Raw genomic sequence first — 23,305 nt, forward strand, 5'->3', positions numbered from 1 at the left:
CAACGCGATAGTCGGGATTCTGTAGGAGCAGTCTGCAATACAAACGCTCAATTCATACGCCCGTTTGATTTGGGTACGCCACCTTCACGGAATTTCCGACAATTGTCAATCGCCCTAAATGCGGGTTGAAAAGCGACTTTGCGGTCATTTCTGTAGGACGCAGCCCGGCCACACACGCTTGCATGTCAGGGCATTCATAAGATTAATAGTTAGAAAAGTCGCCCTAATTCGCTGCAAGCCTTGTTTAACAGGCTACGCTGGCGGGACCACGAAAGAAAATGGCTGCATGACTGCAGACCGGCTCGCCCGGTTCAACGTCAAAAAGAATGTCCGGCCTGCCTGGCCAATCCCGCCCGACGAATCATGTCAGGCTTTTTATTGCTCGTCTGCCAGACGTTTCACACCATTGCAGCACGAAACGTCTACGATTCATGCCAGTGCTTTCAGCGTAGCGTCGATTTGAAGCAAAACCGAAGCGTCACCCTTCTCGCCCCAATAAAGTGCAATCATCTGCTGGTCGGCCTCGACCTTGAAAACATTGCCTGGCAATTTTTCGAAATGACTTTGAAGAAGCGGGTCCTCACAGACTTCCTGCCACTGATTGACCCAGATCCCGGGGCTTTTCTGCCAGTAAGTCCAGCACGACGGCTGTTTGCCGCGCCGTGGCCGATGATATTGCGCACAGGGGTTTGGAGGTTCCTGGCTCAGCCAGTGCGGCCATTCCTGAGGGGCCAGCTGCATGGCCAACCCGATGCGCCGAGCCTCGGCGCGCAAGGCTATTCGGTCACTCTGCGCACGGGACGGGCGCAACCATGCCAGCGGACTCAACACCACCAGCAGGATTGACACCACCAGCCAGACCGTCATATCTCTACTCCCGAATCTTGATGAGCCCATCGTGTCACTTTGGAACCAATGCGCTCGAAACCAGCCATACTTAACAATATTGATCCCTCACGAGGAGCACCTCATGCCCTACCACTATATTCTGGTCGCCGTAGATCTGACCGAAGAGTGCGACCCTGTGATCCACCGCGCCCGAGAGCTGTCGGTGAGCAATGGCGCCAAGTTGTCGCTGGTGCATATCGTCGAACCGATGGCCATGGCTTTCGGCGGTGACGTACCCATGGATCTGTCACAACTGCAACAACAGCAATTCGATCAGGCCAAGGAACGCCTCGAGCGCCTGAAGCACAAATATTCCGAACTGGAAGGCTCCAATTGCCATCTGACCTACGGCCAGCCACGTCAGGAAATCCATCATTTCGCCAAGGAACAGGGATGCGACCTGATCGTGGTCGGCAGCCATGGCCGACATGGTCTGGCCCTGTTGCTGGGTTCGACTGCCAACGATGTCCTGCACGGCGCGCCTTGCGACGTGCTGGCGGTGCACCTGGTCAAACGCTGATTACAGGCAAAAGCTGAAAAGCCCGGCATCCATGACTGGAGCCGGGCTTTTTTCATGCCTGGAAACCATCAGGCATCCAGTTCGGCCCAGCGTTCCACCAGTGCATCCAGCTCGGCCTGCATCTGCTCCAGCGAAGCAATGACCCTGGCCGTCTCGGCCGGCGGACGCTGATAGAAACCGGCTTCGGCCATTTCAGCCTCCACGGCAGCGATCTGCTGCTCCTTGGCGTCGATCTCGCCCGGCAGCGCCTCCAGTTCGCGCTGAAGCTTGTAGCTCAGCTTCTTCTTCGCAGCCGGAGCCGCAGCAACCGGTGCGACAACCGGAGCCGGTTCGGCAGTGACCACCGCCGAGTTCAGGTCGGCCTTGCCGGATTTGCTTTCGGTGACGCCCAGAAGGCGCGGTGAACCGCCCTGACGGATCCAGTCCTGATAGCCGCCAACGTATTCGCGAACCTTGCCTTCACCTTCGAAGACCAGCGTGCTGGTGACCACGTTGTCGAGGAATGCCCGGTCGTGGCTGACCATCAGTACGGTGCCGTTGAAGGTCAGCAACACCTCTTCGAGCAGTTCGAGGGTTTCCACATCGAGGTCGTTGGTCGGTTCGTCGAGCACCAGCAGGTTGGCAGGTTTGCTGAACAGTTTGGCCAGCAGCAGGCGCGCTCGCTCACCACCGGACAAGGCCTTCACCGGCGTGCGGGCACGCTGCGGGCTGAACAGGAAGTCGCCAAGGTAACTCAGCACGTGGCGGCTCTGACCATTGATTTCGATGAAATCGCGACCTTCGGCGACGTTGTCGACCACGGTCTTTTCCAGATCCAGTTGATGGCGCAACTGGTCGAAGTAGGCCACATCGATCCTGGTGCCCTCTTCCACTTTGCCGCTGGTCGGCTGCAGTCCGTTGAGCATCAGTTTCAACAGTGTGGTCTTGCCCGTGCCGTTGGCACCGAGCAGGCCGATACGGTCGCCGCGCTGCAGCACCATGGAGAAATCGCGGATCAGGAACGGGCCACCCGGATGGGCGAAGCTCACGTTATCCAGCACCATCACCTGCTTGCCGGATTTCTCGGCCGATTCCAGCTGGATATTGGCCTTGCCGGTGCGTTCACGACGTTCACTGCGCTCGACACGCAGGGCCTTCAGCGCACGCACGCGGCCTTCGTTACGGGTGCGACGGGCCTTGATGCCCTGACGAATCCACACTTCTTCCTGAGCCAGGCGCTTGTCGAACAGTGCGTTGGCGGTCTCTTCGGCCGCCAGCTCGGCTTCTTTGTGGACCAGGAAACTGGCGTAGTCGCCGTTCCAGTCGATCAGACCACCGCGATCCAGCTCGAGGATGCGGGTGGCGAGGTTTTGCAGGAAAGAACGGTCGTGCGTGATGAACAGCACGGCGCCCTGGAAGTCTTTCAGCGCTTCTTCGAGCCAGGCAATCGCACCGATGTCCAGATGGTTGGTCGGTTCGTCGAGCAGCAGCAGATCCGGCTCCGACACCAGCGCCTGCGCCAGCAGCACGCGACGACGCCAGCCGCCGGACAATTCGGCGAGGGTCTTGTCGGCCGGCAGTTGCAGGCGGCTCAGGGTGCTGTCGACCAGGGTCTGCAAGCGCCAGCCGTCACGGGCTTCGAGATCGTGCTGGACGTGCATCAGCTTTTCCAGATCGGCGTCGGTGACGATGTTCTGGCTCAGGTGATGATATTCGGCAAGCAACGCGCCCACGCCGTCGAGGCCTTCGGCCACCACATCGAACACCGTCCGCTCGTCGGCCAGCGGCAATTCCTGCGGCAATTCACCGATCTTCAGGCCGGGGGCGCGCCACACGGCGCCGTCATCAGGCTTCTGGTCGCCCTTGACCAGTTTCATCATGCTGGACTTGCCAGTGCCGTTGCGGCCGATGATGCACACCCGCTCACCACGGGCGATCTGCCAGGACACCTTGTCCAACAACGGCATCGCGCCGAATGCAAGGGACACATCGCTGAATTTGAGCAGGGTCATGAGCTTCTCCAAAAACCGGGCGCGCATTCTACCTGAATCGAGGGCCGAACAGGCCGGCAATTTCGCCGCTGACGTACTCTGCACAACATTTGTTGCGAACTTGTGCCACAAGGCCGGCAAAGCTTTCGCCGTCTGCTGGCAAAAGGCTAAGCTACAGACAATTCAGTGCCGCCCACGCTGGCACTTGTCATGATTTCTCTGCCCGGATGTCTCATGCGCAGTCGCCTTCTCAGTGTTTTATCCTGTTTGCTACTCACCGCCGCTGCCGCTCAATCCGCCCAGGCGGTGGACCTGTCCACCCAGCGCCAGTATTACGATGAGGCCAAGCGCGCCCTGGCCAAGGGCGACTCCGGTCCGTATTTCCGTTACAGCCAGGCCCTCGCCGACTACCCGCTGGAGCCGTACCTGGCCTACGACGAGCTGACCGCTCGCCTGAAGACCGCCAGCAACGCGGAAATCGAAAAATTCCTCGCCGAACACGGTGACCTGCCCCAAGCCAACTGGATGAAGCTGCGCTGGTTGCGCTGGCTCGCCGACCGCGGTGACTGGGCGACCTTCGTCAAGTATTACGACCCTAAACTCAATTTCACCGAGCTGGACTGCCTGAACGCGCAGTACCAGATCAGCAGCGGTCACAAGGCCGAGGGTTACGCCAATGCCGACAAACTGTGGCTGACCGGCAAATCGCAACCCGCCGCGTGCGATGCGTTGTTCGGCATCTGGGCCGCCGACGGCCAGTTGACCGAACAGAAACGCTGGGAGCGCACCAAACTCGCCGCCCAGGCGCGCAACTATCCGCTGGCCAACAGCCTGGTCAACGGCCTGACCACGCTCGCCCCGCGTGGACGTCTGCTGGTGGATGTCGCGCAAAAACCTGAACTGCTCAACCAGCCATCGCGCTTCACCCCGGCCGATGAGCCAATGTCCGATATCGTGAGCCTCGGCCTGCGCCGCCTGGCCCGTCAGGATCCGGACAAGGCCATGGACCTGCTCGATGGGTACGCCAGCAGCATGCATTTCTCCCGGGATGAAAAAGTCGCGATCGCCCGGGAAATCGGTCTGACCCTGGCCCGTCGCTTTGACAGCCGTGCGCTGGACGTGATGACCAAATATGACCCGGAACTGCGCGACAACACGGTGTCCGAATGGCGCCTGCGCCTGTTGCTGCGTCTGGCGCGCTGGGACGATGCCTATCAGTTGACCCGCCGCCTGCCACAGGATCTGGCCACTACCAACCGCTGGCGCTACTGGCAGGCCCGCAGCCTGGAACTGGCTCAACCGCAAAACCCGGAAGCACAGACGCTGTACAGGAACCTCGCGCGGGAACGGGACTTCTACGGATTCCTCGCTGCCGACCGCTCCCAGCAACCCTATTCGCTGATGAACAAACCGCTGGTGCTCAGCCAGGCCATCATCAACAAGGTGCGCAACACGCCCGGTGTCCGCCGTGCGCTGGAATTTCACGCCCGCGGGCAGATCGTCGACGGACGTCGCGAGTGGTATCACGTCAGCCGTCATTTCAACCGCGACGAAATGGTCGCCCAGGCCAAACTCGCTTACGACCTGAAATGGTATTTCCCGGCGATCCGCACCATCAGTCAGGCGCAGTACTGGGATGACCTGGACATTCGCTTCCCGATGGCCCACCGCGACACGCTGGTGCGTGAAGCCAAGGTCCGTGGCCTGCACTCGAGCTGGGTGTTCGCCATCACCCGTCAGGAAAGCGCCTTCATGGACGACGCCCGTTCCGGCGTCGGTGCCAGTGGCCTGATGCAACTGATGCCCGGTACCGCCAAGGAAACCGCACGCAAATTCAGCATTCCGCTGGCCTCGCCGCAGCAAGTGCTCGATCCGGACAAGAACATCCAGCTCGGCGCGGCCTACCTGAGTCAGGTGCACAGCCAGTTCAACGGCAACCGCGTGCTCGCCTCCGCCGCCTACAATGCCGGCCCCGGTCGCGTGCGCCAGTGGCTGCGCGGTGCCGATCACCTGAGCTTCGACGTGTGGGTGGAAAGCATTCCGTTCGACGAAACCCGCCAGTACGTGCAAAACGTTTTGTCCTACTCGGTGATCTACGGCCAGAAACTCAACTCGCCGCAACCGCTGGTGGACTGGCATGAGCGATATTTTGACGATCAGTGATCGTGCAAAGATCGACGTAAACAACAATGCCCGCATCGAAAGATGCGGGCATTTTTTATGGCACTCGACTGGGTCGGCTACAGGGTCGCCTACTTAGTCGCTTACAGGGTCGGTCGAAGCCTGATGCCCATCATTGAACTGCAACGCCGCCAACCGCGCATACAGTGGATTGCTGGCGATCAACTCCTGATGCGTGCCGATCGCCACCAGTTTGCCTTGGTCCATCACCGCAATCCGGTCGGCGTTTTTCACCGTGGCCAGGCGGTGGGCGATCACCAGGGTGGTGCGGTTTTGCATCAGGCTCGGCAAAGCTTGCTGGATCAAGTGCTCGCTCTGGGCATCCAGGGCGCTGGTGGCTTCGTCGAGCAGCAGGACCGGCGCATCGACCAGCAGCGCCCGGGCGATGGCCAGGCGCTGGCGTTGCCCGCCTGACAGGCCAAGCCCGCCGTCGCCCAGATGAGTCTGGTAGCCATCGGGCATTTGTTCGATGAAATCGTGGGCATGGGCGATTTTCGCAGCTTCCCGCACCTGCTCCGGCGTAGCGCTCGGGCAACCGTAGCGAATGTTTTCTTCGACGCTGCCGAAGAACAGCGCCGGCGTCTGCGAAACCAGGGCAAAGCAGCGGCGCAAGTCCAGCGGATCAAGGCTCGTCAGCGGTATACCATCAATAAGGATCCGGCCCTCCCGTGGATCGTAGAAACGCAGCAGCAGGTCATATACCGTCGACTTGCCTGCACCGGAAGGCCCGACCAGCGCCAGGGTTTCTCCTGCATTAACCGTCAGATTCAAGCCATCAACGGCAAAGCTTTCGGGCCGTGACGGGTAGGAAAAACGCACGTCCTGCAAAGCCAGCTCGCCTTTGACCCGCGTCGGCAAGGTCACCAGTCCGTCTTTCGGCGGCTGAATGATGTTCTCGGAGCGCAGCAGTTCGGCGATGCGTTCGGCGGCGCCCGCCGCCCGCTGCAATTCCCCGATCACTTCGCTCAACGTGCCGAAAGCGCTCCCGACGATCAGGCTGTAGAACACAAACGCCGCCAGCTCACCTGCGGAAATTCGCCCGGCAATCACGTCCATTCCGCCGACCCACAACATCACCGCGACGGCACCGAGCACCAACACGATCACCAGCGTAATCAGCCAGGCCCGCTGAAAAATCCGTTTGCGCGCGGTTTCGAACGCCTGCTCGACGGTCGAGGCGAAACGCTGCTCGTCCTGCACCTGATGGTTGTAGGCCTGTACGGTCTTGATCTGGCCGAGGGTTTCTGAAACATAGCTGCCAATGTCGGCGATCCGGTCCTGGCTCAATCTCGAGAGGTTGCGTACCCGTCGCCCGAAAATCAGGATTGGCGCAATGACCAGCGGCAGCGCGATCACGACGATGCTGGTGAGCTTGGCGTTGGTGATGAACAGCAGCACGACGCCACCGATGACCATCAGCAAATTGCGCAGGAACAGCGAAAGCGAGGAGCCGATCACCGATTGCAGCAACGTTGTGTCAGCCGTCAGTCGCGACTGGATTTCCGAACTTCGGTTGTCTTCGTAGAACCCGGGATGCAGGTACACCAGATGGTTGAACACCTGCCGCCGGATGTCTGCCACCACCCGTTCGCCAATCCATGACACCAGATAAAACCTGGCAAAAGTACCCACCGCCAGACCAAGCACCAACAACATGAACAGACCGATGGACTGGTTGAGCAGGTGCGGCGACTGGGTCATGAAGCCCTGATCGACCAGCAGCTTGATGCCCTGCCCCATCGACAGCGTGATGCCGGCCGTGACGATCAGCGCGAGCAGTGCACCGAACGCCTGCCAGCGATACGGCACGAGAAAATGACAGGTCAGGCGCAGGGCCCGGCGGTGACGCGTAGAAAGCATCGGAATCATTGGGGTTCACATCGTGTGCTGATTAATGGGGCCAGCCTGGACACTCAATGGGGTGGAACTCTGCAAATCACAATGAGTCAGGTTAATTATGACCGGCCAGACTACCCCCTAGATGCTATCGGTCTAATGTCCGGGTTGAGACGAACGGTCATTTCTGCTTGAGTTGAAATACCGTTCCGGAAAGATCGAAGGGGGTTGTCACAGCCTGGTCACCTGACGGTTTTATTGTGCTTACACAACCTGATGAGGAGACAGGCCATGTCCTTGCAACACAGCAGCGACGACAAGATTCAAGTGATCCGCACCAAGCCCGGCCAACCTCTGGGTTGCTCGATTATCGATAAGGACGGGCGCGAAGTGCCAATCACTGAAGACATGATCCAGAACGCCTGCCGCGAACTGGAGAAGCGATTGGTCAAGCCTGCCGAACAAAAGTGATATAGCCAGCGTCTTCCTGACCCGGCCCCTGTGGAGGCCGGGTTTTTTCTGTCCGTCTCTTAAACGGCCAGAGCGCCCAGCGCCGACACAATCTGCCGCAAGGCCGGCGAATCACCTTCAATTCTTACTTTCAACCCTTCGATTTCGCGACGCACCGGATACTGCTTGCGCAGCACATCGAACGCTGCACGCTGCTCGCCGATGCTGCCCAGCAAGGTGCTGCGAAAATCCGCATCGTCCCGGCGCGGGTCGTACACCCCGCGGCACAGCATCGCCAATGCCCAGGCCGGATCGCTGTCGGCATGCAGGGAAACTTCCGACAGCCACGGCGCCGGCAACAGATCGGCCAGCTGAATGCTGGCCGGCTGCCCGATGAAATCGCAGTAAGCCTGATAGATCTGCGCCGTGCCGCGCTGCTTGCCGTCGAGGCTGTAACCGGCAATGTGCGGTGTGGCCAGCACACAGAGTTCGGCCAGCGCCACATCGACTTCCGGCTCGGCTTCCCAGACGTCCAGTACCGCTTGCAGGTCTTCTCGTTCCAGCAGCACTTTGCGCAGCGCGACGTTGTCCACGACCGGGCCCCGGGCGGCGTTGATCAGCCAGGTACCGGGTTTGAGTCTTTTCAGGCGTGACTCGTCGAACAAGTGCCAGGTCGCCCCTTCACCATTGCGGGTCAGTGGCGTGTGCAGGCTGATCACATCGCACTGCTCGATGATCTGTTCCAGGCTGACATAGTCACCGCCCTCGGCAATCTGACGCGGCGGATCGCAGACCTTCACGTTCCAGCCGAGCCCCTTGAGCACCTTGATCAGGCGACCACCGACTTCACCGGCGCCGATCACGCCATAGGTGCGCCGGGTCAGGTCGACACCTTCGATTTCAGCCAGGGTCATCAGGCTGCCGAGCACGTAATCCACCACGCCTCGGGCGTTGCAACCAGGCGCACTGGACCAGACGATGCCCGCTTCATTGAAATAGTCGAGGTCCAGATGATCGGTGCCGATGGTGCAGGTGCCGACGAACCTCACCTTGCTGCCTTCGAGCAACGCACGGTTGACGTTGGTCACCGAGCGCACCAGCAACACATCGGCCTGTTCGACCGTAGCCTGGTCAATGGAACGGCCCGGCACCCGGCGGATTTCGCCGAAACCGGCAAAAAAAGCATCGAGCAGCGGGATATTTTCGTCGGCAACAATCAACATGGCGGGGGCTCCTTGGGCGGATCGGCAGTGTAGGCGCTGGGACTGCGATGAGCCAGCAGGCTGTTGATTACAAATCCGCAACAGAGGATTTTCCTGACCATTGTGTCAGCGGCGTAGAATGCCGGGCCTTGCGCATCAACCCCTGTGGACGCTTTGCCTGTGAACTCCGTAACCGAACGCCCTGCCGCCGTGTCTCTCAACCGCCCTGCCCGGGTTCGCCTGGAGCTGAAGAATCTGCTCGGCCTGGCCCTGCCGATCATGATCGCGCAACTGGCGACCACAGCCATGGGTTTCGTCGATGCGGTGATGGCCGGCCGAGTCGGACCGAGGGATCTGGCGGCGGTCGCGTTGGGCAACTCGATCTGGGTCCCGGTGTTTCTGCTGATGACCGGCACCCTGCTGGCCACCACTCCGAAAGTCGCCCAGCGTTTCGGCGCCGGCACTCACAGCGAAATCGGTCCGATCGTGCGTCAGGCCTTGTGGCTGGCTCTGGTGGTCGGGCTGATGGCAACCACCCTGCTGCTCTGCGCCGAACCGGTTCTGCACCTGATGAAAGTCGATCCAGAACTGATCGGCCCGTGCATGCAGTACCTGCACGGCATCGCCAGCGGTCTGCCGGCCGTGGCGTTCTACCATGTGCTGCGCTGCACCAGTGACGGCCTGGGCCGCACTCGCCCGGCGATGGTCCTGGGTCTGTGCGGTCTGGCGCTGAACATCCCGCTGAACTACGTGTTCATTTACGGCCACTTCGGCGTGCCGGCCATGGGCGGCGTTGGTTGCGGCTGGGCCACGGCGATCGTGATGTGGGTAATGGCGCTGGGTCTGGCCGGTTACGAGCGCTGGGCGCCGGCCTACAAGTCGAGCCAACTGTTCAGCCGTTTCGACTGGCCGCAATGGGTGGTGATCAAGCGTCTGCTGGCCATCGGTCTGCCGATTGGTATCGCGGTGTTTGCCGAGTCGAGCATTTTCGCCGTGATCGCGCTGCTGATCGGCAGCCTGGGCGCCACCGTGGTAGCCGGGCACCAGATCGCGCTCAACGTCAGCTCGCTGGTGTTCATGATTCCGTATTCGCTGGGCATGGCCGTAACCGTGCGGGTCGGCCAGGCCCTGGGCCGTGAAGAACCTCGCGAAGCACGTTTTGCGGCGGGTGTCGGCATGGGTACCGCGCTGGCCTACGCCTGTTTGTCGGCGAGCATGATGCTCTTGATGCGCGAGCACATTGCGGCGATCTACACCTCCGATCCGATGGTGATTCACATCGCGGCGATGCTGATTGTGTATTCGGCGCTGTTCCAGTTCTCCGACGCCATCCAGGTAACCGCCGCCGGCGCCCTGCGCGGTTATCAGGACACGCGGGTAACGATGATCCTGACCCTGTTCGCCTATTGGGGCATTGGCCTGCCGGTGGGTTACGCCCTCGGCCTGACCGACTGGTTCGGCGAGCCACGCGGCCCGAGCGGCCTGTGGGAGGGCCTGATCGTCGGCCTGAGTTGCGCGGCGCTGATGCTGTCGATCCGCCTGACACGCAGTGCGCGCAAACGCATTCGCATCAGTCATTCAGCAGGCTGATCAGTCATAAAAAAAGACCTGCCATTGCAGGTCTTTTTTTGCCTTCCAATCAACCGGACTTCTTGCGGATCCAGTACAGATAGGTCCCGGCCTCTTCGTGCTGCCCCACCAGTTCATGGTCGAGAAACACGCAGAACTTGGGGATGTCGCGGCGGGTCGACGGGTCGGTGGCGATCACCTTCAGCAGGCCGCCGGGCACCAGGTCACGGATGTGCTGGTGCAGCATCATCACCGGCTCCGGGCAGTTGAGGCCCGTGGCGTCGAGGGTGCCGTCGACCGGCGTATTGATCATTTCACTCATGATTCACTCCTGAAACTGACCGGCATTGTCGCCCAACGCCGGGGGTTCGGTCACCTGTCGCGCGCTCAGCGGGCCTTGGCTTTCTTCACGTCATGGCGGCGCAAATGGCAGGTCACTTCCTCGCGGTCGTGGTACAGCTGCTTGCAGCCGATGTCGACCTTGATCCCGCGTGCCTTGAAACCATCGGCGATGCGTTCGAGCAGACGCTTCACTTCGGCGTAACGCTGCTTCATCGGCAATTTCAGGTTGACCACCGCTTCCCGGCAATGCCCCTCACCGATCCACTCTTCGAGCATCGCCGCGTTGCGTGCCGGCTTCTCGACGATGTCGCAGACCATCCAGTCCACCGGTTGCCTGGGTTTGAAGGTGAAACCGTCGGCCATCAAATGCTGGACCAGGCCGGTGTCCATCAGGCTTTCGGCCATCGGGCCGTTATCGATGGCAGTCACCAGCATGCCGCGATTGACCAGTTGCCAGGTCCAGCCGCCCGGTGCAGCGCCGAGGTCGACCCCGGTCATGTCGCTGTGCAGGCGTTCGTCCCATTGCTCCCGGGGGATGAAATGGTGCCAGGCTTCTTCGAGCTTCAACGTGGAACGACTGGGTGCCTCGCGCGGAAACTTCAGACGCGGAATGCCCATCGGCCACATCGCCGAGTTTCCGGCGTCGGCCAGACCCATGAAGACTTCGCGGCCGCTCTTGAAGGTCAGCAGCAGACGCGGTTTGTGGGCGTCGTCCACCAGTTTGCCGACAGCCGTCAGCGCCTTGCGCAACGGGCCTTCGAACTTCTTGCAGAAGTTCGACAGTTCCTTGCCGTCGTTGGTGTCCACGACCTCCAGCCACAGGCTGCCGCACACCGGGAATTCGGCCATGTGCGCGAGGATCACGCTGATGCGGTCGGTTTCCGGCAGATCGATGAAAAATCCACGGGCCCACTGGCGCGGGAAGATCAGCTCGGCGAAAGGCTGGCCACGCATCAGGCGCTCGGCGCCGCCTTCTTCGGTACAGACGAACTCGGCGCAAGCGGTCGCCGGTTTGGCCTTGGCGTAGCCGGCCACGTTCAGTCGGGCGGCGAGGTCGGAAATCTCCGAGCAGACTTCGCCTTCGAAGCCCGGCCGGCAATGCATGAATAGGGTGTTCATTCTTACTCCTGGGCAGAGGGCGATCATTCATCCCCTGCGCGATGTCCAGGCTTGCGTCAAAGCAAAGCCTGTCACGAAAACCGGCGCATGATAGCCGATGTCGGAACCTTGGTTCCTGTCATAGAGTCCAGTTATTAGCCAGCTACTGAAAACAGGGCTACGTTGATAGCTCTGCCCGTCCCCTCAATCCGTAGCCGTGCGGATTCAAACAGGCTGTTTGAAAACGTAGCGAGCGAAGGCAAGACAAGGCAAAAACAGGCTTGGAAGCGGAGTCTACGAGTTGTAAATGAGCATTCCGAGCCTGTTTTTAACGCAGGATTGCCGAGCGCAGTAGTTTTCAAACAACCTGAAAGGAGTGATCGTAATGCCGTCCCTTGATAGCCTGAACACCCTTAAAACCCTGAAGATAGACGACAAGACCTACCACTACTTCAGCTTGCCGGATGCTGCCAAAAGCCTGGGCAATATCGACAAGCTGCCGATGTCGCTAAAAGTCCTGCTGGAAAACCTGCTGCGCTGGGAAGATGAAAAAACCGTTACCGGCGCCGACCTCAAGGCGCTGGCCACGTGGCTCAAGGAGCGTCGCTCCGACCGGGAAATCCAGTACCGCCCTGCCCGGGTGCTGATGCAGGACTTTACCGGCGTACCGGCCGTTGTCGATCTGGCCGCCATGCGCGCCGCCATGGCCAAGGCCGGTGGCGATCCACAGCGAATCAACCCGCTGTCGCCGGTGGATCTGGTGATCGACCACTCGGTGATGGTCGACAAGTTCGCCAGCGCCAGCGCGTTCGAACAGAACGTCGACATCGAAATGCAGCGCAACGGCGAACGCTACGCCTTCCTGCGCTGGGGCCAGAACGCCTTCGACAACTTCAGCGTGGTACCGCCGGGCACCGGGATCTGCCATCAGGTCAACCTTGAGTACCTCGGGCGCACGGTGTGGACCAAGGATGAAGACGGCCGCACTTACGCCTTTCCCGACACGCTGGTCGGCACCGACTCCCACACCACCATGATCAATGGCCTCGGCGTACTTGGCTGGGGCGTCGGCGGTATCGAAGCGGAAGCGGCAATGCTCGGGCAACCGGTGTCGATGCTGATTCCCGAGGTGATCGGCTTCAAACTCACCGGCAAGCTCAAGGAAGGCATCACCGCCACCGACCTGGTGCTGACCGTGACCCAGATGTTGCGCAAGAAAGGCGTGGTCGGAAAATTCGTCGAATTCTACGGCGATGGCCTTGCCGACCTGCCACTGGCGGATCGCGCCACCATCGCCAACATGGCCCCGGAATATGGCGCGACCTGTGGTTTCTTCCCGGTGGATGACGTAACGCTGGAGTACCTGCGCCTGTCCGGTCGCCCGACTGCAGCGGTGAAACTGGTCGAGGCTTACACCAAGGCCCAGGGATTGTGGCGCCTGCCTGGTCAGGAGCCGGTATTCACTGACAGCCTGGAGCTGGACATGGGCAGCGTCGAAGCCAGCCTCGCCGGGCCGAAACGCCCGCAGGACCGGGTTGCCCTACCGAATGTCGGTCAGGCGTTCAGCGACTTCATGGACCTGCAATTCAAACCCACCAGCAAGGAAGAAGGACGCCTGGAAAGCGAGGGCGGCGGCGGTGTCGCCGTGGGCAATGCCGATCTGGTCGGTGAAACCGATTACGAGTATGACGGCCACACCTATCGCCTGAAAAACGGCGCCGTGGTGATTGCCGCGATCACGTCCTGCACCAACACCTCCAACCCGAGTGTGATGATGGCCGCCGGTCTTCTGGCAAAAAAAGCCGTGGAAAAAGGCCTGACCCGCAAACCTTGGGTGAAAAGCTCACTGGCACCGGGCTCCAAAGTAGTCACTGATTATTACAAGGCTGCCGGACTGACTCAGTACCTTGATCAACTCGGTTTTTCATTGGTGGGCTACGGCTGCACAACTTGCATCGGTAACTCCGGCCCGTTGCCGGAACCCATCGAGAAAGCCATCCAGAAAGCCGACCTGACCGTGGCGTCGGTACTGTCCGGCAACCGCAACTTCGAAGGCCGGGTGCATCCGCTGGTAAAAACCAACTGGCTGGCGTCGCCACCCTTGGTCGTTGCGTACGCGCTGGCTGGCACGGTGCGCACGGACATCAGCAGCGAACCGCTGGGTGAGGACAAGCAAGGTAATCCGGTCTTCCTGCGGGATATCTGGCCGAGCAGCAAGGAAATCGCAGACGCAGTGAATCAGGTCAACACGGCGATGTTCCACAAGGAATATGCCGAGGTGTTTGCCGGCGACGAACAGTGGCAAGCCATCGAAGTGCCGCAAGCCGCCACCTATGTCTGGCAGGATGACTCGACTTACATCCAGCACCCGCCGTTCTTCGATGACATCGCAGGCCCCCTGCCGGAGATCAGCGACGTGAAAGGTGCACGGGTGCTGGCACTGTTGGGCGATTCGGTGACCACTGACCACATCTCCCCCGCCGGCAACATCAAGGTCGACAGCCCGGCCGGGCGTTACTTGCGAGAGCAAGGTGTCGAGCCACGGGACTTCAACTCCTACGGCTCGCGCCGGGGCAACCACGAAGTGATGATGCGTGGCACCTTCGCCAACATCCGTATCCGTAACGAAATGCTTGGCGGCGAAGAAGGTGGCAACACGATCTACGTTCCAACCGGCGAAAAACTGGCGATCTACGACGCGGCCATGCGCTATCAGGCCTCGGGTATTCCCCTGGTGGTGATTGCCGGGCAGGAATACGGCACCGGCTCCAGCCGCGACTGGGCCGCCAAGGGCACCAATCTGTTGGGTGTGAAAGCGGTGATCGCCGAAAGCTTCGAGCGGATCCACCGTTCCAACCTGGTGGGCATGGGCGTGCTGCCGCTGCAATTCAAGCTGGATCAGAACCGCAAGAGCCTGAACCTCACCGGCAAGGAAACTCTGGATATTCAAGGGTTGAGCGGCGTCGAACTGACACCACGGATGAATCTGACGCTGGTCATCACCCGTGAAGACGGACGTCAGGAAAAAATCGAAGTGTTGTGCCGCATCGACACCTTGAACGAGGTGGAGTACTTCAAGTCCGGCGGGATCCTGCATTACGTGTTGCGACAACTGATTGCTTCGTAAAGCAGTCAGATAAAGAAACACCGCCAGATCGGCGGTGTTTCTGTTTGGGCGTGGCACTTTTCCGCGGACGAAAAAAAACCCGCCGAAGCGGGTTTTTCCCAAGACCATTATCGACTCCCTGTCGGCAGCGATCCTTGCATTGGTCGATCATCCATGATCCTGAAACACTCCCTGTGCTTCAGTTGATGTGGCTAGATTACGCTGTGGATCCAATCTGCAATAGTCGAAAAAGCTACCAGCGCGTGTAAGACATTCGCCATAGCACCCCTTCCGAAAACCCTTAGACATGTCGGACATGGAGTGCAGAAGCCGCCAGCGCCGCGACTTTCAGCTGTCCGGCGGCTTCCTGCTCGTCATCCTCCATGAACCACGCGGCAGAAAGCCCGGCGAATGCCTGCACCCACTGCAGCAGACGTTTTCGCTCGATACTCGCAGCGTCGCAGATCACATCGACCTGCCGAGCAAAGCGCTCGGGATCGGCGGCCGTTGGCAATTGTGGGTTGCAGATCAGGTTGGCGTAGTCATACCCACGCTCGCCCCGCACCCGCTTGGGATCGATGGCCAACCAGCCGCACGTACCGAAATCGAGAACGTTGTCGTGGTGCATGTCGCCATGCAGCACCACCACGTCCTGCGGATCGGCGAGCAAGGTCCGGGCGGTCTGCAGGCAATTCGCGTACGGGCCGCCGTATCGGGCCGCCGCCGTTCGCAACGAAGCGAACCAGGGTTCCAGTTCCACCAACGACGGAGGCGGCGTCGGTCGTGGGGCATGCAGCCTCGCGAGCGCCCTGCACAGGATCCGCGTGGCTTCATCGTCTTCACCGTTGAGCGCCATGTACATCAGCGATCGCTGGCCCATGGCACGCTCCAGCAACAGGCCTTCATTGTGATGAGCCAGCACCCTGGCGGCGCCCTCCCCGTCCCACCAGGTCATCAGCAGGTTGCCGTACTTTTCCTCGTCGTCCACCGCGATTTTCAGCATGGCCGGTGCAGCGCCCTGACGCACCGGCATCAGGCGGCTGCCCGGAGTCATGATCGGCTCGCCGTCCGGCGTCAGCGCCCAGCGTTCCAGCCACGGCGTGAACAGATGGTGATCATCCACCTTCATGCTCGCGGGCCCTTTCGGTCTCGGCGAGAAAGTGTTCGAGCCGGCTCAATTGCTCTTCCCAGCCACGGCTGTCCATGTAGTACGCCTCTTTCTGACGCACATCGGGAATATGCGCGAAACCGGACTCGGAAACCTTCAGCAGCGTACCGTTCTCGTAGTCCTGCAGTTCGAATTTGACCAGCGTGGTCGGTTCCTGGGAGTAATCGATTTTCGGGTTCACGGCATAGGGATGCCAGCGGAAGGAAAACAGCTGCTGGGGCTGAACCCGTTCCACCAGCACGTTCCAGAGCACATGTTCATAACCGGGGTAGGTGACCTGCCCCTGCGTCCATTCGCCCGCAATAAACCGCCGCCCTTCCAGAGCCACGCCAAACCACTGGCCAAACGCCTCGGCATCGACCAGCACGCGCCACACATGGGAGCGCGGCGACCGGAGTATGATTTTACGTTCAAAGCTGTTGGGTACTGGTTTCATACGTCACCTCCTGTTTTGAACAGTAGGCTTGTATGACCACATGTCCAATGCGAAGTTGTATCAATCCGGTGCAGCCGCCGGACATGGCGGAAATATCCAGCGGTATTTTGCTCGACGGTTCGTCAGAGTCAGGATGAATGATCACCTCGAACCTGATAACACTTGCCACATTCAGCACGCTTACAAGGACGTCATCATGCAACCCTCCCTTCCCGAACGTTACCAAGGTGCCCTGCTTGGCCTGGCCTGTGGCGACGCAGTGGGAACCGCCGTCGAATTTCAGCCCCGCGGCGCCTTCCAGCCTTTGACCGACATGGTCGGGGGCGGCCCCTTTCAACTGAGAGCCGGTCAATGGACCGACGATACCTCGATGGCGTTGTGTCTGGCAGAAAGTCTGCTGAACAGGAACACATTCGATGCCGGCGACCAGATGGGTCGCTACCTGAACTGGTGGAAATGGGGTTATCTGAGTTCGACCGGCGATTGTTTCGATATAGGTACGACCGTACGTCAGGCACTGGACCGCTATCAGCACACAGGGGATCCGTTTGCCGGTTCCACTGATCCCTACAGTGCCGGCAATGGCTCGTTGATGCGTCTGGTGCCCGTGGTGCTGTTTTATTTTCCCGATACCCGGCGTATCAGGCGATTCGCCGCCGACAGTTCCCGCACCACGCACGCCGCGCCCGAGACGGTGGAATGCTGCCAGCTGTTTGCCGGGCTGCTCGGCAAAGCCCTGGAAGGTGCTTCGAAAGCTGAACTGCTCAGCTTCCCGACAACCTTCAGCCAGCCCAAGGTAGCGGCGATTGCCCGGGGCGATTATCTGAACAAGTCTGAAAGGGAGATTCGCGGTAGTGGCTACAGCGTCGAATCCCTGGAAGCCGCGTTATGGTGCTTCCAGAACACCGACAGTTTTGCCGCAGCCGTCCTGCGAGCGGCGAATCTGGGCGATGACGCGGACACCACTGCCGCCATCGTCGGCCAGTTGGCCGGCGCCCATTATGGGGTACAGGGAATCCCGTCCGGGTGGCTGGAAAAGCTGCATGAAGGGGCAGAAATCGCAGCGATTGCCGAACGGCTGCTGAGTGCGTCAAGGCGTCACGAGCCTTGTTAGCCCCACAAAGCCGCTAAACTGCCCGTCATCTTTATATAACACAGCGAGATACGCCATGCCCCCACGCCTGCTCCTGGCCCTGACGTCCTTTCTTTTCACTCCCTTTGCCCACGCTGCCGTGGACTGCGCCAATGCCAGTGATCAGTCGACGATGAATCAATGTGCCGGGCAGGAGTACAAAGCGGCCGACAAGGAATTGAATGCGGTGTATCAGCAGATCACCACGCGTTTGAAGGACAACGCCGAAAGCAGGAAGCTGCTGGTCAGCGCGCAACGAGCCTGGATCGGGTTTCGCGATGCCGAGTGCACATTTTCAGCGTCCGGAGTGGCAGGCGGGAGTGTATATCCGCTGATTTACAGCAACTGCATGACATCGGTGACCAAGGTCCGTACCGAGGCCCTGAAGCAGTATCTGAAGTGTGAGGAAGGTGACTTGAGTTGCCCGGTGCCAGGGGCCTGATTTTTCAGGGACTTCGAAGGCCTCATCGCTGGACAGCCAGCTCCTACAGAGATTGTGTGCAGTTCACAAATCCCCTGTAGGAGCGGGCCTGCTCGCGATGGTGTCATCCCTGACGCCACAAGTTACCTAACAAAAACCTGCGCCGTGGTAATCGCCATATCCCCGCCCGGCAACTTGATGCTGCCGGTCTGCTTCATGGTCTCGGCATCGAAGATCGCCACATCGTTGAAGGTCCCTGCCAGGTAAATCCTGCTGCCTTCCTTGTTGAACGAAATGCAGTAGTAGGAATGATCCAGATTGGCCGCCTGGATCAGTTTCTTCTGCTTGATGTCGTATTTCGCCAGACGATTGAGCACGCCGAACATCAGGTTCGGGTCCTTCGGCGAGCGCATGCCGCTGAAGTAGATCTCGGTCAGCGGGCCGAAGTCGGTGGTTTCGGTCTTGCCGGTTTTCAGGTCGACGCTGAACAAGCCATACAGGTATTCAGCGGTAGCCGGATTCTGTTTCTTGTCCCTGAACTTCGCCGCCGTGTACAGCAGCGAAAAATCATGACGATAGGTCTGCTGGTTCCACACGTAGAGCACGTCCGGCGCACTGTAGTTCGGGCGTTTCCAGTGACGGCTGGGGATCAGCACGTCGAACTTGCCGCTTTTCACATCGACTTTGTAGACATCGGCGCCCGCCACATAGAGCGTGCCGTCATCGCCGCTCTGCATGATCGTCAACTGCCGGGGAGCCGGGAAACTGCGCACCGGTCTGGCGTCCATTCCGGCGTCGGTGGCGTAGACGTCCAGACGCGGCTGTTTGACCTCGTAGCGATCGTTGAGCATCTGGGTCGGGTTGGCGATGGTGTACAGCTCCTTGCCGTCATGGCTGACGGTGAAGGCAAACATCGATCGCGCCTTCTCGCCGGGCTGCTGGGTGATGCTGGCGTGGAATACCTGTTTGCAGCTGTCCAGCTCGACACCGTAAACATCGGCGTAATGGTTGTTGAGCACGTACGCGGTCTTGCGATCCGGCGACAGCTGCACGGTGCCCGGACCGAAGGCGTCAGGCATCTTGCAGGTCTTGTACAAGCGGTCGGTCGCCAGGTCGATCACGTGCAGGTTGTTCGGGTAATTGGTGGTCAACATGTACTCGTGACCGTCTTGCAGCGCGGCGTTTTCATCGGCCAGAACCGGGAGCGAACAGGTGCTCAGAACCGCGAGTGCGGCAAGGCCGCAGGCTTTGTTGAGGCTAGGCATGCTGGAATCCTTTTTCTTGTCCGGGGAGGTCACTTGTCTTTCGGGAAGACAGTGCCGAGGTTGCGCCAGTTGTCGTTGGACGCCTGGGCATCCTTGTTCCAGTCCGGGTAGGTACTCATCATGTCCGGCACCTGGGCAGGCCACCAGCAAGGGTCGGAGCAGCCGTACAGGTCAGCCTCCATCGGCTGGCATAGCGACGACACCCCGCCGAACGCATCGATTTCCCAGCCCGGGTCGGTGGTCGAGGCGCAGCCCGCGACGGAGCTCATCGCCACCACTTCTTCGATGCGGTTATCGTCCGCGGCCTGATCCAGCTTCAACGCTTTGTTATTGATTGCCTTGAGATGTTTCATATCAGTGAGCCTTGCGCGGAGTGATATAGCGGCTGATGAACGCAGGGTTGGCGGCCATGATCCGGGTGTAGACCTCGATGCCGAAGTCGACCCAGTCACGCATCAGTTCGCAATAGTGGTATGTCGGATGGGCCGGGTCGCCGTAGCGGGCGTAGCTCTCGTGGTAGCAGCCGCCGGAGCACAGGTTGCGAATCTGACAGTCATGGCAACCGGTGTTGGTGCGATCCAGGCGTTGGGACAGGAAATCGTTCAGCTCGACCTGTTTCACCCCGCTGTGAACGTTGCCGAAGGTCGGCAGCGAAGAGCCGGTAAAGCGGTGGCACAGGTTCAGTTCACCTTTGTGATCCACTGCCAGCATCTTCAGCCCGGCTCCGCATGGCAGGGATTTTTTGTGACCTTCATGGATGTCGGTGATCAATTGGTGCAGGTTGGAGAACCCGATGTTGCGGTGCTCCAGCGCAGCCTCCAGATAACGCCGGCCGAGGCGCTTCATACTGGCGAACACTTCGATCAACTCAGCATTGGTCAGGTTGAAGCTGCTGATATCACCGGACGTCACCGGGGCAAATCCGACCTCGGCAAACCCCACCTCGTTGAACAAGTGATCCCAGATGGTTTCGACGTCGGTGACACCGGTGGTCAGGGTCACCCGCGCACCGACCGGGCGGCTGTTGTAGCGCGACAGCAGCATCTCGGCCTTGCGCCGTACCACGTCATAGGTCCCCTGCCCGCCGACGGTGATGCGGTTGCGGTCGTGCACGGTTTTCGGCCCGTCGATGCTCACCGATAAACCAAAGCGGTGGGCATTCAGGTAATCCACGGTTTCTTCGGTAAGCAGCGTGGCGTTGGTGGTCATCACGAACTCGACGAACTTGCCGGCCTCGGCAAAACGCTTCTCGCAGTAATCGACCATGTACTCGATCAGCTTGCGATTGCTCAGCGGTTCACCGCCAAAAAACACCACGGTGTAACGCTCTTCATCGGGGGATTCACGCAGCAGCATTTCCACCGACGCGATGGCGGTTTCGACGTCCATCTTCTTGCCGGCGGACAGCTTGTCGAGGTCTTCCTTGTAGCAGTAGGTGCAGCTCAGGTTGCAGCCGGTGTTGACGTTGAGCACCACGGTATTGATCGCGGTGCGCTCAACGCGCTTGACCGCGATGTCCGGGGTCAGCGGCGAGCCGTCGCTGACCAGTTCCAGCGAGATCAGCTCGCGCAGGGTCTCGTTGATTTCCTCGCCGTTGAACCGTGCACCGAGGCGCTGGATCAGGTCTTCCGAGGAACAGCCGGGGCCGCGCAACGCATCGATGATGGTACCGGTCAGTTCATCGCTGGCGAACAGCGAACTGCTGGGGATGTGGAACAGCATGCGGTCGGCATCGACTTGCACTTCGTGCAGGTTGCGTTCGACCAGATTCAAGATAGCGCCCATTGCAAACCTCCTGTGCAAGCCCCGTCTGGCAAGACTTGCGGTCATTCCGAAAAGTATCTGAATCGTTGAGGTTCAGGCCATCTCAGGGAATGGGTGGATTGTTCCAGCGTTGCACGGTGACGATCAGGTGGCCTTCGCCCGTCAGGGATTTCCCTGCATCGTCGACAGCGGCGATCACCTTGAGGTTGCCGGCATTGTTGGTGGACATCTTGCGGGCCGGATTCGGCCCGGCATCGCCCGGGGTAAACACACCAGCGTCGGCCTGCATGGTGCCGGCGAACCTGACGTCTTCGTCCTCTTTGGCGCGCTCGTCAAAAGCTTCGACTTTCCATTGCGCCGGGAACACACCGATACGATACGGCTTGCCATCGGCACCCTTGCCCCAGGCTTCGGCATCGAAGCGCCCCTGGACTTTCGGCGTCGAACCGCCGCCTTCACCGATCCGTGCCACCGAGAATTGCGGCACCACTTTGACCGAGGCAATCTTGCTGTATACCGACAGGCTCGGGCCTTTCAGGCTGCCGACACTGACCGCACGCAGACCCGGTTGGGCATTGGCTGCGGCTTTGACTTTGACCTTGATCCGCTCGGCGTTCTGCTCGACCACTTCGATCACATCCACGCCTTTGCCGAAGTCAGGCTTGCCGCTCAAACCGCTTCCGATCAGCGTCACTTCGGTTTCGCTGCCGGCCTTCACGTAACCCGGCTGCACCGCCAGCAAGCGTCGGGAGCCCTGTTTGGCGGCGATGAAGTCCAGACCTCGCTCATCATGCTCGGCCTCGAACATCCGGCCCTGCATGGCGTTGCCCTGGGCGGCGAACACCTGACGCATGGTCACGCCATCGACGGTGACGTTGCCGCGCCATTCGTAGCCGCTGTAGAGGATCGCGCTGCCATCGCCGTTGAACGGGCTGCCATCGGCGTACTGGCCTTTGACGGCGACCTTGAAGGTGTCGCTGCCATCGGCGGTGACGCTCATGATGCCGGCCAGTTCACCCTTGCCCGGCAGGTGACCGCTGAAGCTCCAGTCGCCGACCAGGGCTTCGGCTTTCGGCGCGGTGTTGAGCCAGGCCTGCCACGCCGGGTTGTCCAGCGGATAACGCCTGGCCAGCAGCGGGACCATTTCCTGGCGGGCAATATCGAACCAGTCGCGGTCACGGGCCAGTGCCTGGTACTCCAGCGACGGCCATTGGCCGAGGTGGAAGTTCACCAGGCGCTCCCACTCCTGAGCCGGACGCCGTTGCAGGGCGATGCGTGCACCGGAGTGGCAGCGGCCGCACATTTGCGCGGTTTTCTCGTCGAACTGCTCGACGGTGTTCAGCCGCCGCTCCAGCGCATAACGCACGCCATCGGTTTCGCTTGGCGCCAGGCCTTGGGTGTCGGCCAGGTATTTGACCAGCGTGCGGCGGTCTTCATCGCTGATCTGTAAACCGTGCATGGTCTGCATACGGGCGATACTCATCAGCCAGCCTTCCGGGGTCTTGCGCTGGTGGCTGATGCGACTCAGTTTCTCCCCCGCTTCGGGCGTGTGACAGCCCTGGCAGGTTTCCTTGAGGATGGTCCGGGCCTCACGGGCCGCCAGACTGTCTGGGGAATGCAGGGCTACGCAAGCAGCTACGGCCAGCAGGCTGGCGCTCATGCCTGATCGGAGTTTTCTCTTCATCAACGTCGAACCTCGCACGGTGCTTTCTTATTTTTGTGGCTTATCGTTTTTATGGTTTCTGCCGTTCGCGGCGATGCACGGACGGAGGCAAGCGAAACGTCTGTCGTAAGCAATACACGGAGCGTGCCAGCTTGCCGATAAGCTTTTCTTTCAAGCAGTTACGTGAAGATCACTGCGTTGAACAAGGCTCCGGGGTTCGACCCGGCGTCCAATTTCGCGACAGTTGTTTCAGTGTGAGACAAGCACAGTTGCAGTGCCAAAAGCCCGGTTGCC

General features: G+C 60.3%; 19 protein-coding genes. 7 read left to right on the plus strand and 12 right to left on the minus strand.

The window, feature by feature from the left end; all coding sequences use genetic code 11:
- Positions 1-429: 429 nt before the first annotated feature.
- Entirely contained in the window at positions 430-867 is a 438-nt protein-coding gene (locus tag NWV16_RS19150) for a hypothetical protein (RefSeq protein ID WP_260520334.1), read from the minus strand.
- Positions 868-970: 103 nt separating this feature from the next.
- On the opposite strand from NWV16_RS19150, the gene NWV16_RS19155 reads away from it, so the two are divergent.
- The gene (locus NWV16_RS19155; RefSeq protein WP_260520335.1) at positions 971-1,408 is read left to right on the plus strand and encodes a universal stress protein; all 438 of its coding nucleotides are present in this window, start codon (positions 971-973) and stop codon (positions 1,406-1,408) included.
- 68 nt (positions 1,409-1,476) lie between these two features.
- Here NWV16_RS19155 and NWV16_RS19160 read toward each other — a convergent pair whose 3' ends face one another.
- Positions 1,477-3,399 (minus strand): ATP-binding cassette domain-containing protein, encoded by a 1,923-nt coding sequence (locus tag NWV16_RS19160; protein ID WP_260520336.1) that lies wholly within the window; start codon positions 3,397-3,399, stop codon positions 1,477-1,479.
- Between the two features lie 213 nt (positions 3,400-3,612).
- Between NWV16_RS19160 and NWV16_RS19165 the strand changes: the two genes are divergently transcribed.
- Positions 3,613-5,541: a transglycosylase SLT domain-containing protein gene (locus NWV16_RS19165; protein ID WP_260520337.1), complete on the plus strand. Its 1,929-nt coding sequence runs from the start codon at positions 3,613-3,615 to the stop codon at positions 5,539-5,541.
- 93 nt (positions 5,542-5,634) lie between these two features.
- On the opposite strand, the gene NWV16_RS19170 is transcribed toward NWV16_RS19165, so the two are convergent.
- Positions 5,635-7,428 (minus strand): ABC transporter transmembrane domain-containing protein, encoded by a 1,794-nt coding sequence (locus tag NWV16_RS19170; RefSeq protein ID WP_260520338.1) that lies wholly within the window; start codon positions 7,426-7,428, stop codon positions 5,635-5,637.
- Positions 7,429-7,686: 258 nt separating this feature from the next.
- Here NWV16_RS19170 and NWV16_RS19175 point away from each other — a divergent pair, with 258 nt between their 5' ends.
- Complete coding sequence (locus NWV16_RS19175) at positions 7,687-7,866, plus strand: PA1571 family protein (protein ID WP_065260694.1); 180 nt, start codon at positions 7,687-7,689, stop codon at positions 7,864-7,866.
- A 59-nt stretch (positions 7,867-7,925) separates the two neighbouring features.
- Here NWV16_RS19175 and pdxB read toward each other — a convergent pair whose 3' ends face one another.
- Entirely contained in the window at positions 7,926-9,068 is a 1,143-nt protein-coding gene (pdxB, locus tag NWV16_RS19180) for a 4-phosphoerythronate dehydrogenase PdxB (RefSeq protein WP_260520339.1), read from the minus strand.
- A gap of 159 nt (positions 9,069-9,227) precedes the next feature.
- Here pdxB and NWV16_RS19185 point away from each other — a divergent pair, with 159 nt between their 5' ends.
- A complete protein-coding gene (locus tag NWV16_RS19185; protein WP_260520340.1) occupies positions 9,228-10,637 on the plus strand; it encodes an MATE family efflux transporter in 1,410 nt (469 codons plus the stop codon).
- Between the two features lie 49 nt (positions 10,638-10,686).
- Here NWV16_RS19185 and tusA read toward each other — a convergent pair whose 3' ends face one another.
- Both tusA and rlmM read right to left on the minus strand, forming a co-directional pair.
- Entirely contained in the window at positions 10,687-10,938 is a 252-nt protein-coding gene (gene tusA, locus NWV16_RS19190; protein WP_011335204.1) for a sulfurtransferase TusA, read from the minus strand.
- A gap of 65 nt (positions 10,939-11,003) precedes the next feature.
- The gene (gene rlmM / locus NWV16_RS19195) at positions 11,004-12,077 is read right to left on the minus strand and encodes a 23S rRNA (cytidine(2498)-2'-O)-methyltransferase RlmM (RefSeq protein ID WP_260520341.1); all 1,074 of its coding nucleotides are present in this window, start codon (positions 12,075-12,077) and stop codon (positions 11,004-11,006) included.
- A gap of 364 nt (positions 12,078-12,441) precedes the next feature.
- On the opposite strand from rlmM, the gene acnA reads away from it, so the two are divergent.
- Positions 12,442-15,183: an aconitate hydratase AcnA gene (gene acnA / locus NWV16_RS19200; protein ID WP_260520342.1), complete on the plus strand. Its 2,742-nt coding sequence runs from the start codon at positions 12,442-12,444 to the stop codon at positions 15,181-15,183.
- 280 nt (positions 15,184-15,463) lie between these two features.
- On the opposite strand, the gene NWV16_RS19205 is transcribed toward acnA, so the two are convergent.
- Positions 15,464-16,291: an aminoglycoside phosphotransferase family protein gene (locus NWV16_RS19205; protein ID WP_260520343.1), complete on the minus strand. Its 828-nt coding sequence runs from the start codon at positions 16,289-16,291 to the stop codon at positions 15,464-15,466.
- Positions 16,278-16,766, minus strand: a complete 489-nt coding sequence (locus NWV16_RS19210; protein WP_260520344.1) for an SRPBCC family protein — start codon at positions 16,764-16,766, stop codon at positions 16,278-16,280. The genes NWV16_RS19205 and NWV16_RS19210 overlap by 14 nt, the downstream gene beginning before the upstream one ends.
- A 196-nt stretch (positions 16,767-16,962) precedes the next feature.
- Between NWV16_RS19210 and NWV16_RS19215 the strand changes: the two genes are divergently transcribed.
- A complete protein-coding gene (locus NWV16_RS19215) occupies positions 16,963-17,880 on the plus strand; it encodes an ADP-ribosylglycohydrolase family protein (protein WP_260520345.1) in 918 nt (305 codons plus the stop codon).
- A gap of 55 nt (positions 17,881-17,935) precedes the next feature.
- The gene (locus tag NWV16_RS19220; RefSeq protein ID WP_260520346.1) at positions 17,936-18,340 is read left to right on the plus strand and encodes a lysozyme inhibitor LprI family protein; all 405 of its coding nucleotides are present in this window, start codon (positions 17,936-17,938) and stop codon (positions 18,338-18,340) included.
- A gap of 122 nt (positions 18,341-18,462) precedes the next feature.
- Here NWV16_RS19220 and peaD read toward each other — a convergent pair whose 3' ends face one another.
- From peaD to peaA, 4 genes are all read right to left on the minus strand, one after another.
- Positions 18,463-19,584 carry a quinohemoprotein amine dehydrogenase subunit beta gene (gene peaD / locus NWV16_RS19225; protein ID WP_260520347.1) on the minus strand — a complete coding sequence of 374 codons (1,122 nt, stop codon included), beginning with the start codon at positions 19,582-19,584 and terminating at the stop codon, positions 18,463-18,465.
- Positions 19,585-19,613: 29 nt separating this feature from the next.
- Positions 19,614-19,937, minus strand: a complete 324-nt coding sequence (gene qhpC / locus NWV16_RS19230; protein WP_085700526.1) for a quinohemoprotein amine dehydrogenase subunit gamma — start codon at positions 19,935-19,937, stop codon at positions 19,614-19,616.
- A gap of 1 nt (position 19,938) precedes the next feature.
- Positions 19,939-21,369 (minus strand): quinohemoprotein amine dehydrogenase maturation protein, encoded by a 1,431-nt coding sequence (gene peaB / locus NWV16_RS19235; RefSeq protein WP_260520348.1) that lies wholly within the window; start codon positions 21,367-21,369, stop codon positions 19,939-19,941.
- 82 nt (positions 21,370-21,451) lie between these two features.
- Positions 21,452-23,032 (minus strand): quinohemoprotein amine dehydrogenase subunit alpha, encoded by a 1,581-nt coding sequence (gene peaA / locus NWV16_RS19240; RefSeq protein ID WP_260520349.1) that lies wholly within the window; start codon positions 23,030-23,032, stop codon positions 21,452-21,454.
- Positions 23,033-23,305: the final 273 nt, after the last annotated feature.

It is taken from the genome of Pseudomonas sp. BW7P1 (assembly GCF_024981055.1).
Taxonomy (GTDB): domain Bacteria; phylum Pseudomonadota; class Gammaproteobacteria; order Pseudomonadales; family Pseudomonadaceae; genus Aquipseudomonas; species Aquipseudomonas bananamidigenes.

Coding starts and splice junctions, on each gene's coding strand:
- NWV16_RS19150 (WP_260520334.1), bottom strand. CDS start 867: ATGACGGTCTGGCTGGTGGTGTCAATCCTGCTGGTGGTGTTGAGTCCG.
- NWV16_RS19155 (WP_260520335.1), top strand. CDS start 971: ATGCCCTACCACTATATTCTGGTCGCCGTAGATCTGACCGAAGAGTGC.
- NWV16_RS19160 (WP_260520336.1), bottom strand. CDS start 3,399: ATGACCCTGCTCAAATTCAGCGATGTGTCCCTTGCATTCGGCGCGATG.
- NWV16_RS19165 (WP_260520337.1), top strand. CDS start 3,613: ATGCGCAGTCGCCTTCTCAGTGTTTTATCCTGTTTGCTACTCACCGCC.
- NWV16_RS19170 (WP_260520338.1), bottom strand. CDS start 7,428: ATGATTCCGATGCTTTCTACGCGTCACCGCCGGGCCCTGCGCCTGACC.
- NWV16_RS19175 (WP_065260694.1), top strand. CDS start 7,687: ATGTCCTTGCAACACAGCAGCGACGACAAGATTCAAGTGATCCGCACC.
- pdxB (WP_260520339.1), bottom strand. CDS start 9,068: ATGTTGATTGTTGCCGACGAAAATATCCCGCTGCTCGATGCTTTTTTT.
- tusA (WP_011335204.1), bottom strand. CDS start 10,938: ATGAGTGAAATGATCAATACGCCGGTCGACGGCACCCTCGACGCCACG.
- rlmM (WP_260520341.1), bottom strand. CDS start 12,077: ATGAACACCCTATTCATGCATTGCCGGCCGGGCTTCGAAGGCGAAGTC.
- acnA (WP_260520342.1), top strand. CDS start 12,442: ATGCCGTCCCTTGATAGCCTGAACACCCTTAAAACCCTGAAGATAGAC.
- NWV16_RS19205 (WP_260520343.1), bottom strand. CDS start 16,291: ATGAAGGTGGATGATCACCATCTGTTCACGCCGTGGCTGGAACGCTGG.
- NWV16_RS19210 (WP_260520344.1), bottom strand. CDS start 16,766: ATGAAACCAGTACCCAACAGCTTTGAACGTAAAATCATACTCCGGTCG.
- NWV16_RS19215 (WP_260520345.1), top strand. CDS start 16,963: ATGCAACCCTCCCTTCCCGAACGTTACCAAGGTGCCCTGCTTGGCCTG.
- NWV16_RS19220 (WP_260520346.1), top strand. CDS start 17,936: ATGCCCCCACGCCTGCTCCTGGCCCTGACGTCCTTTCTTTTCACTCCC.
- peaD (WP_260520347.1), bottom strand. CDS start 19,584: ATGCCTAGCCTCAACAAAGCCTGCGGCCTTGCCGCACTCGCGGTTCTG.
- qhpC (WP_085700526.1), bottom strand. CDS start 19,937: ATGAAACATCTCAAGGCAATCAATAACAAAGCGTTGAAGCTGGATCAG.
- peaB (WP_260520348.1), bottom strand. CDS start 21,369: ATGGGCGCTATCTTGAATCTGGTCGAACGCAACCTGCACGAAGTGCAA.
- peaA (WP_260520349.1), bottom strand. CDS start 23,032: ATGAAGAGAAAACTCCGATCAGGCATGAGCGCCAGCCTGCTGGCCGTA.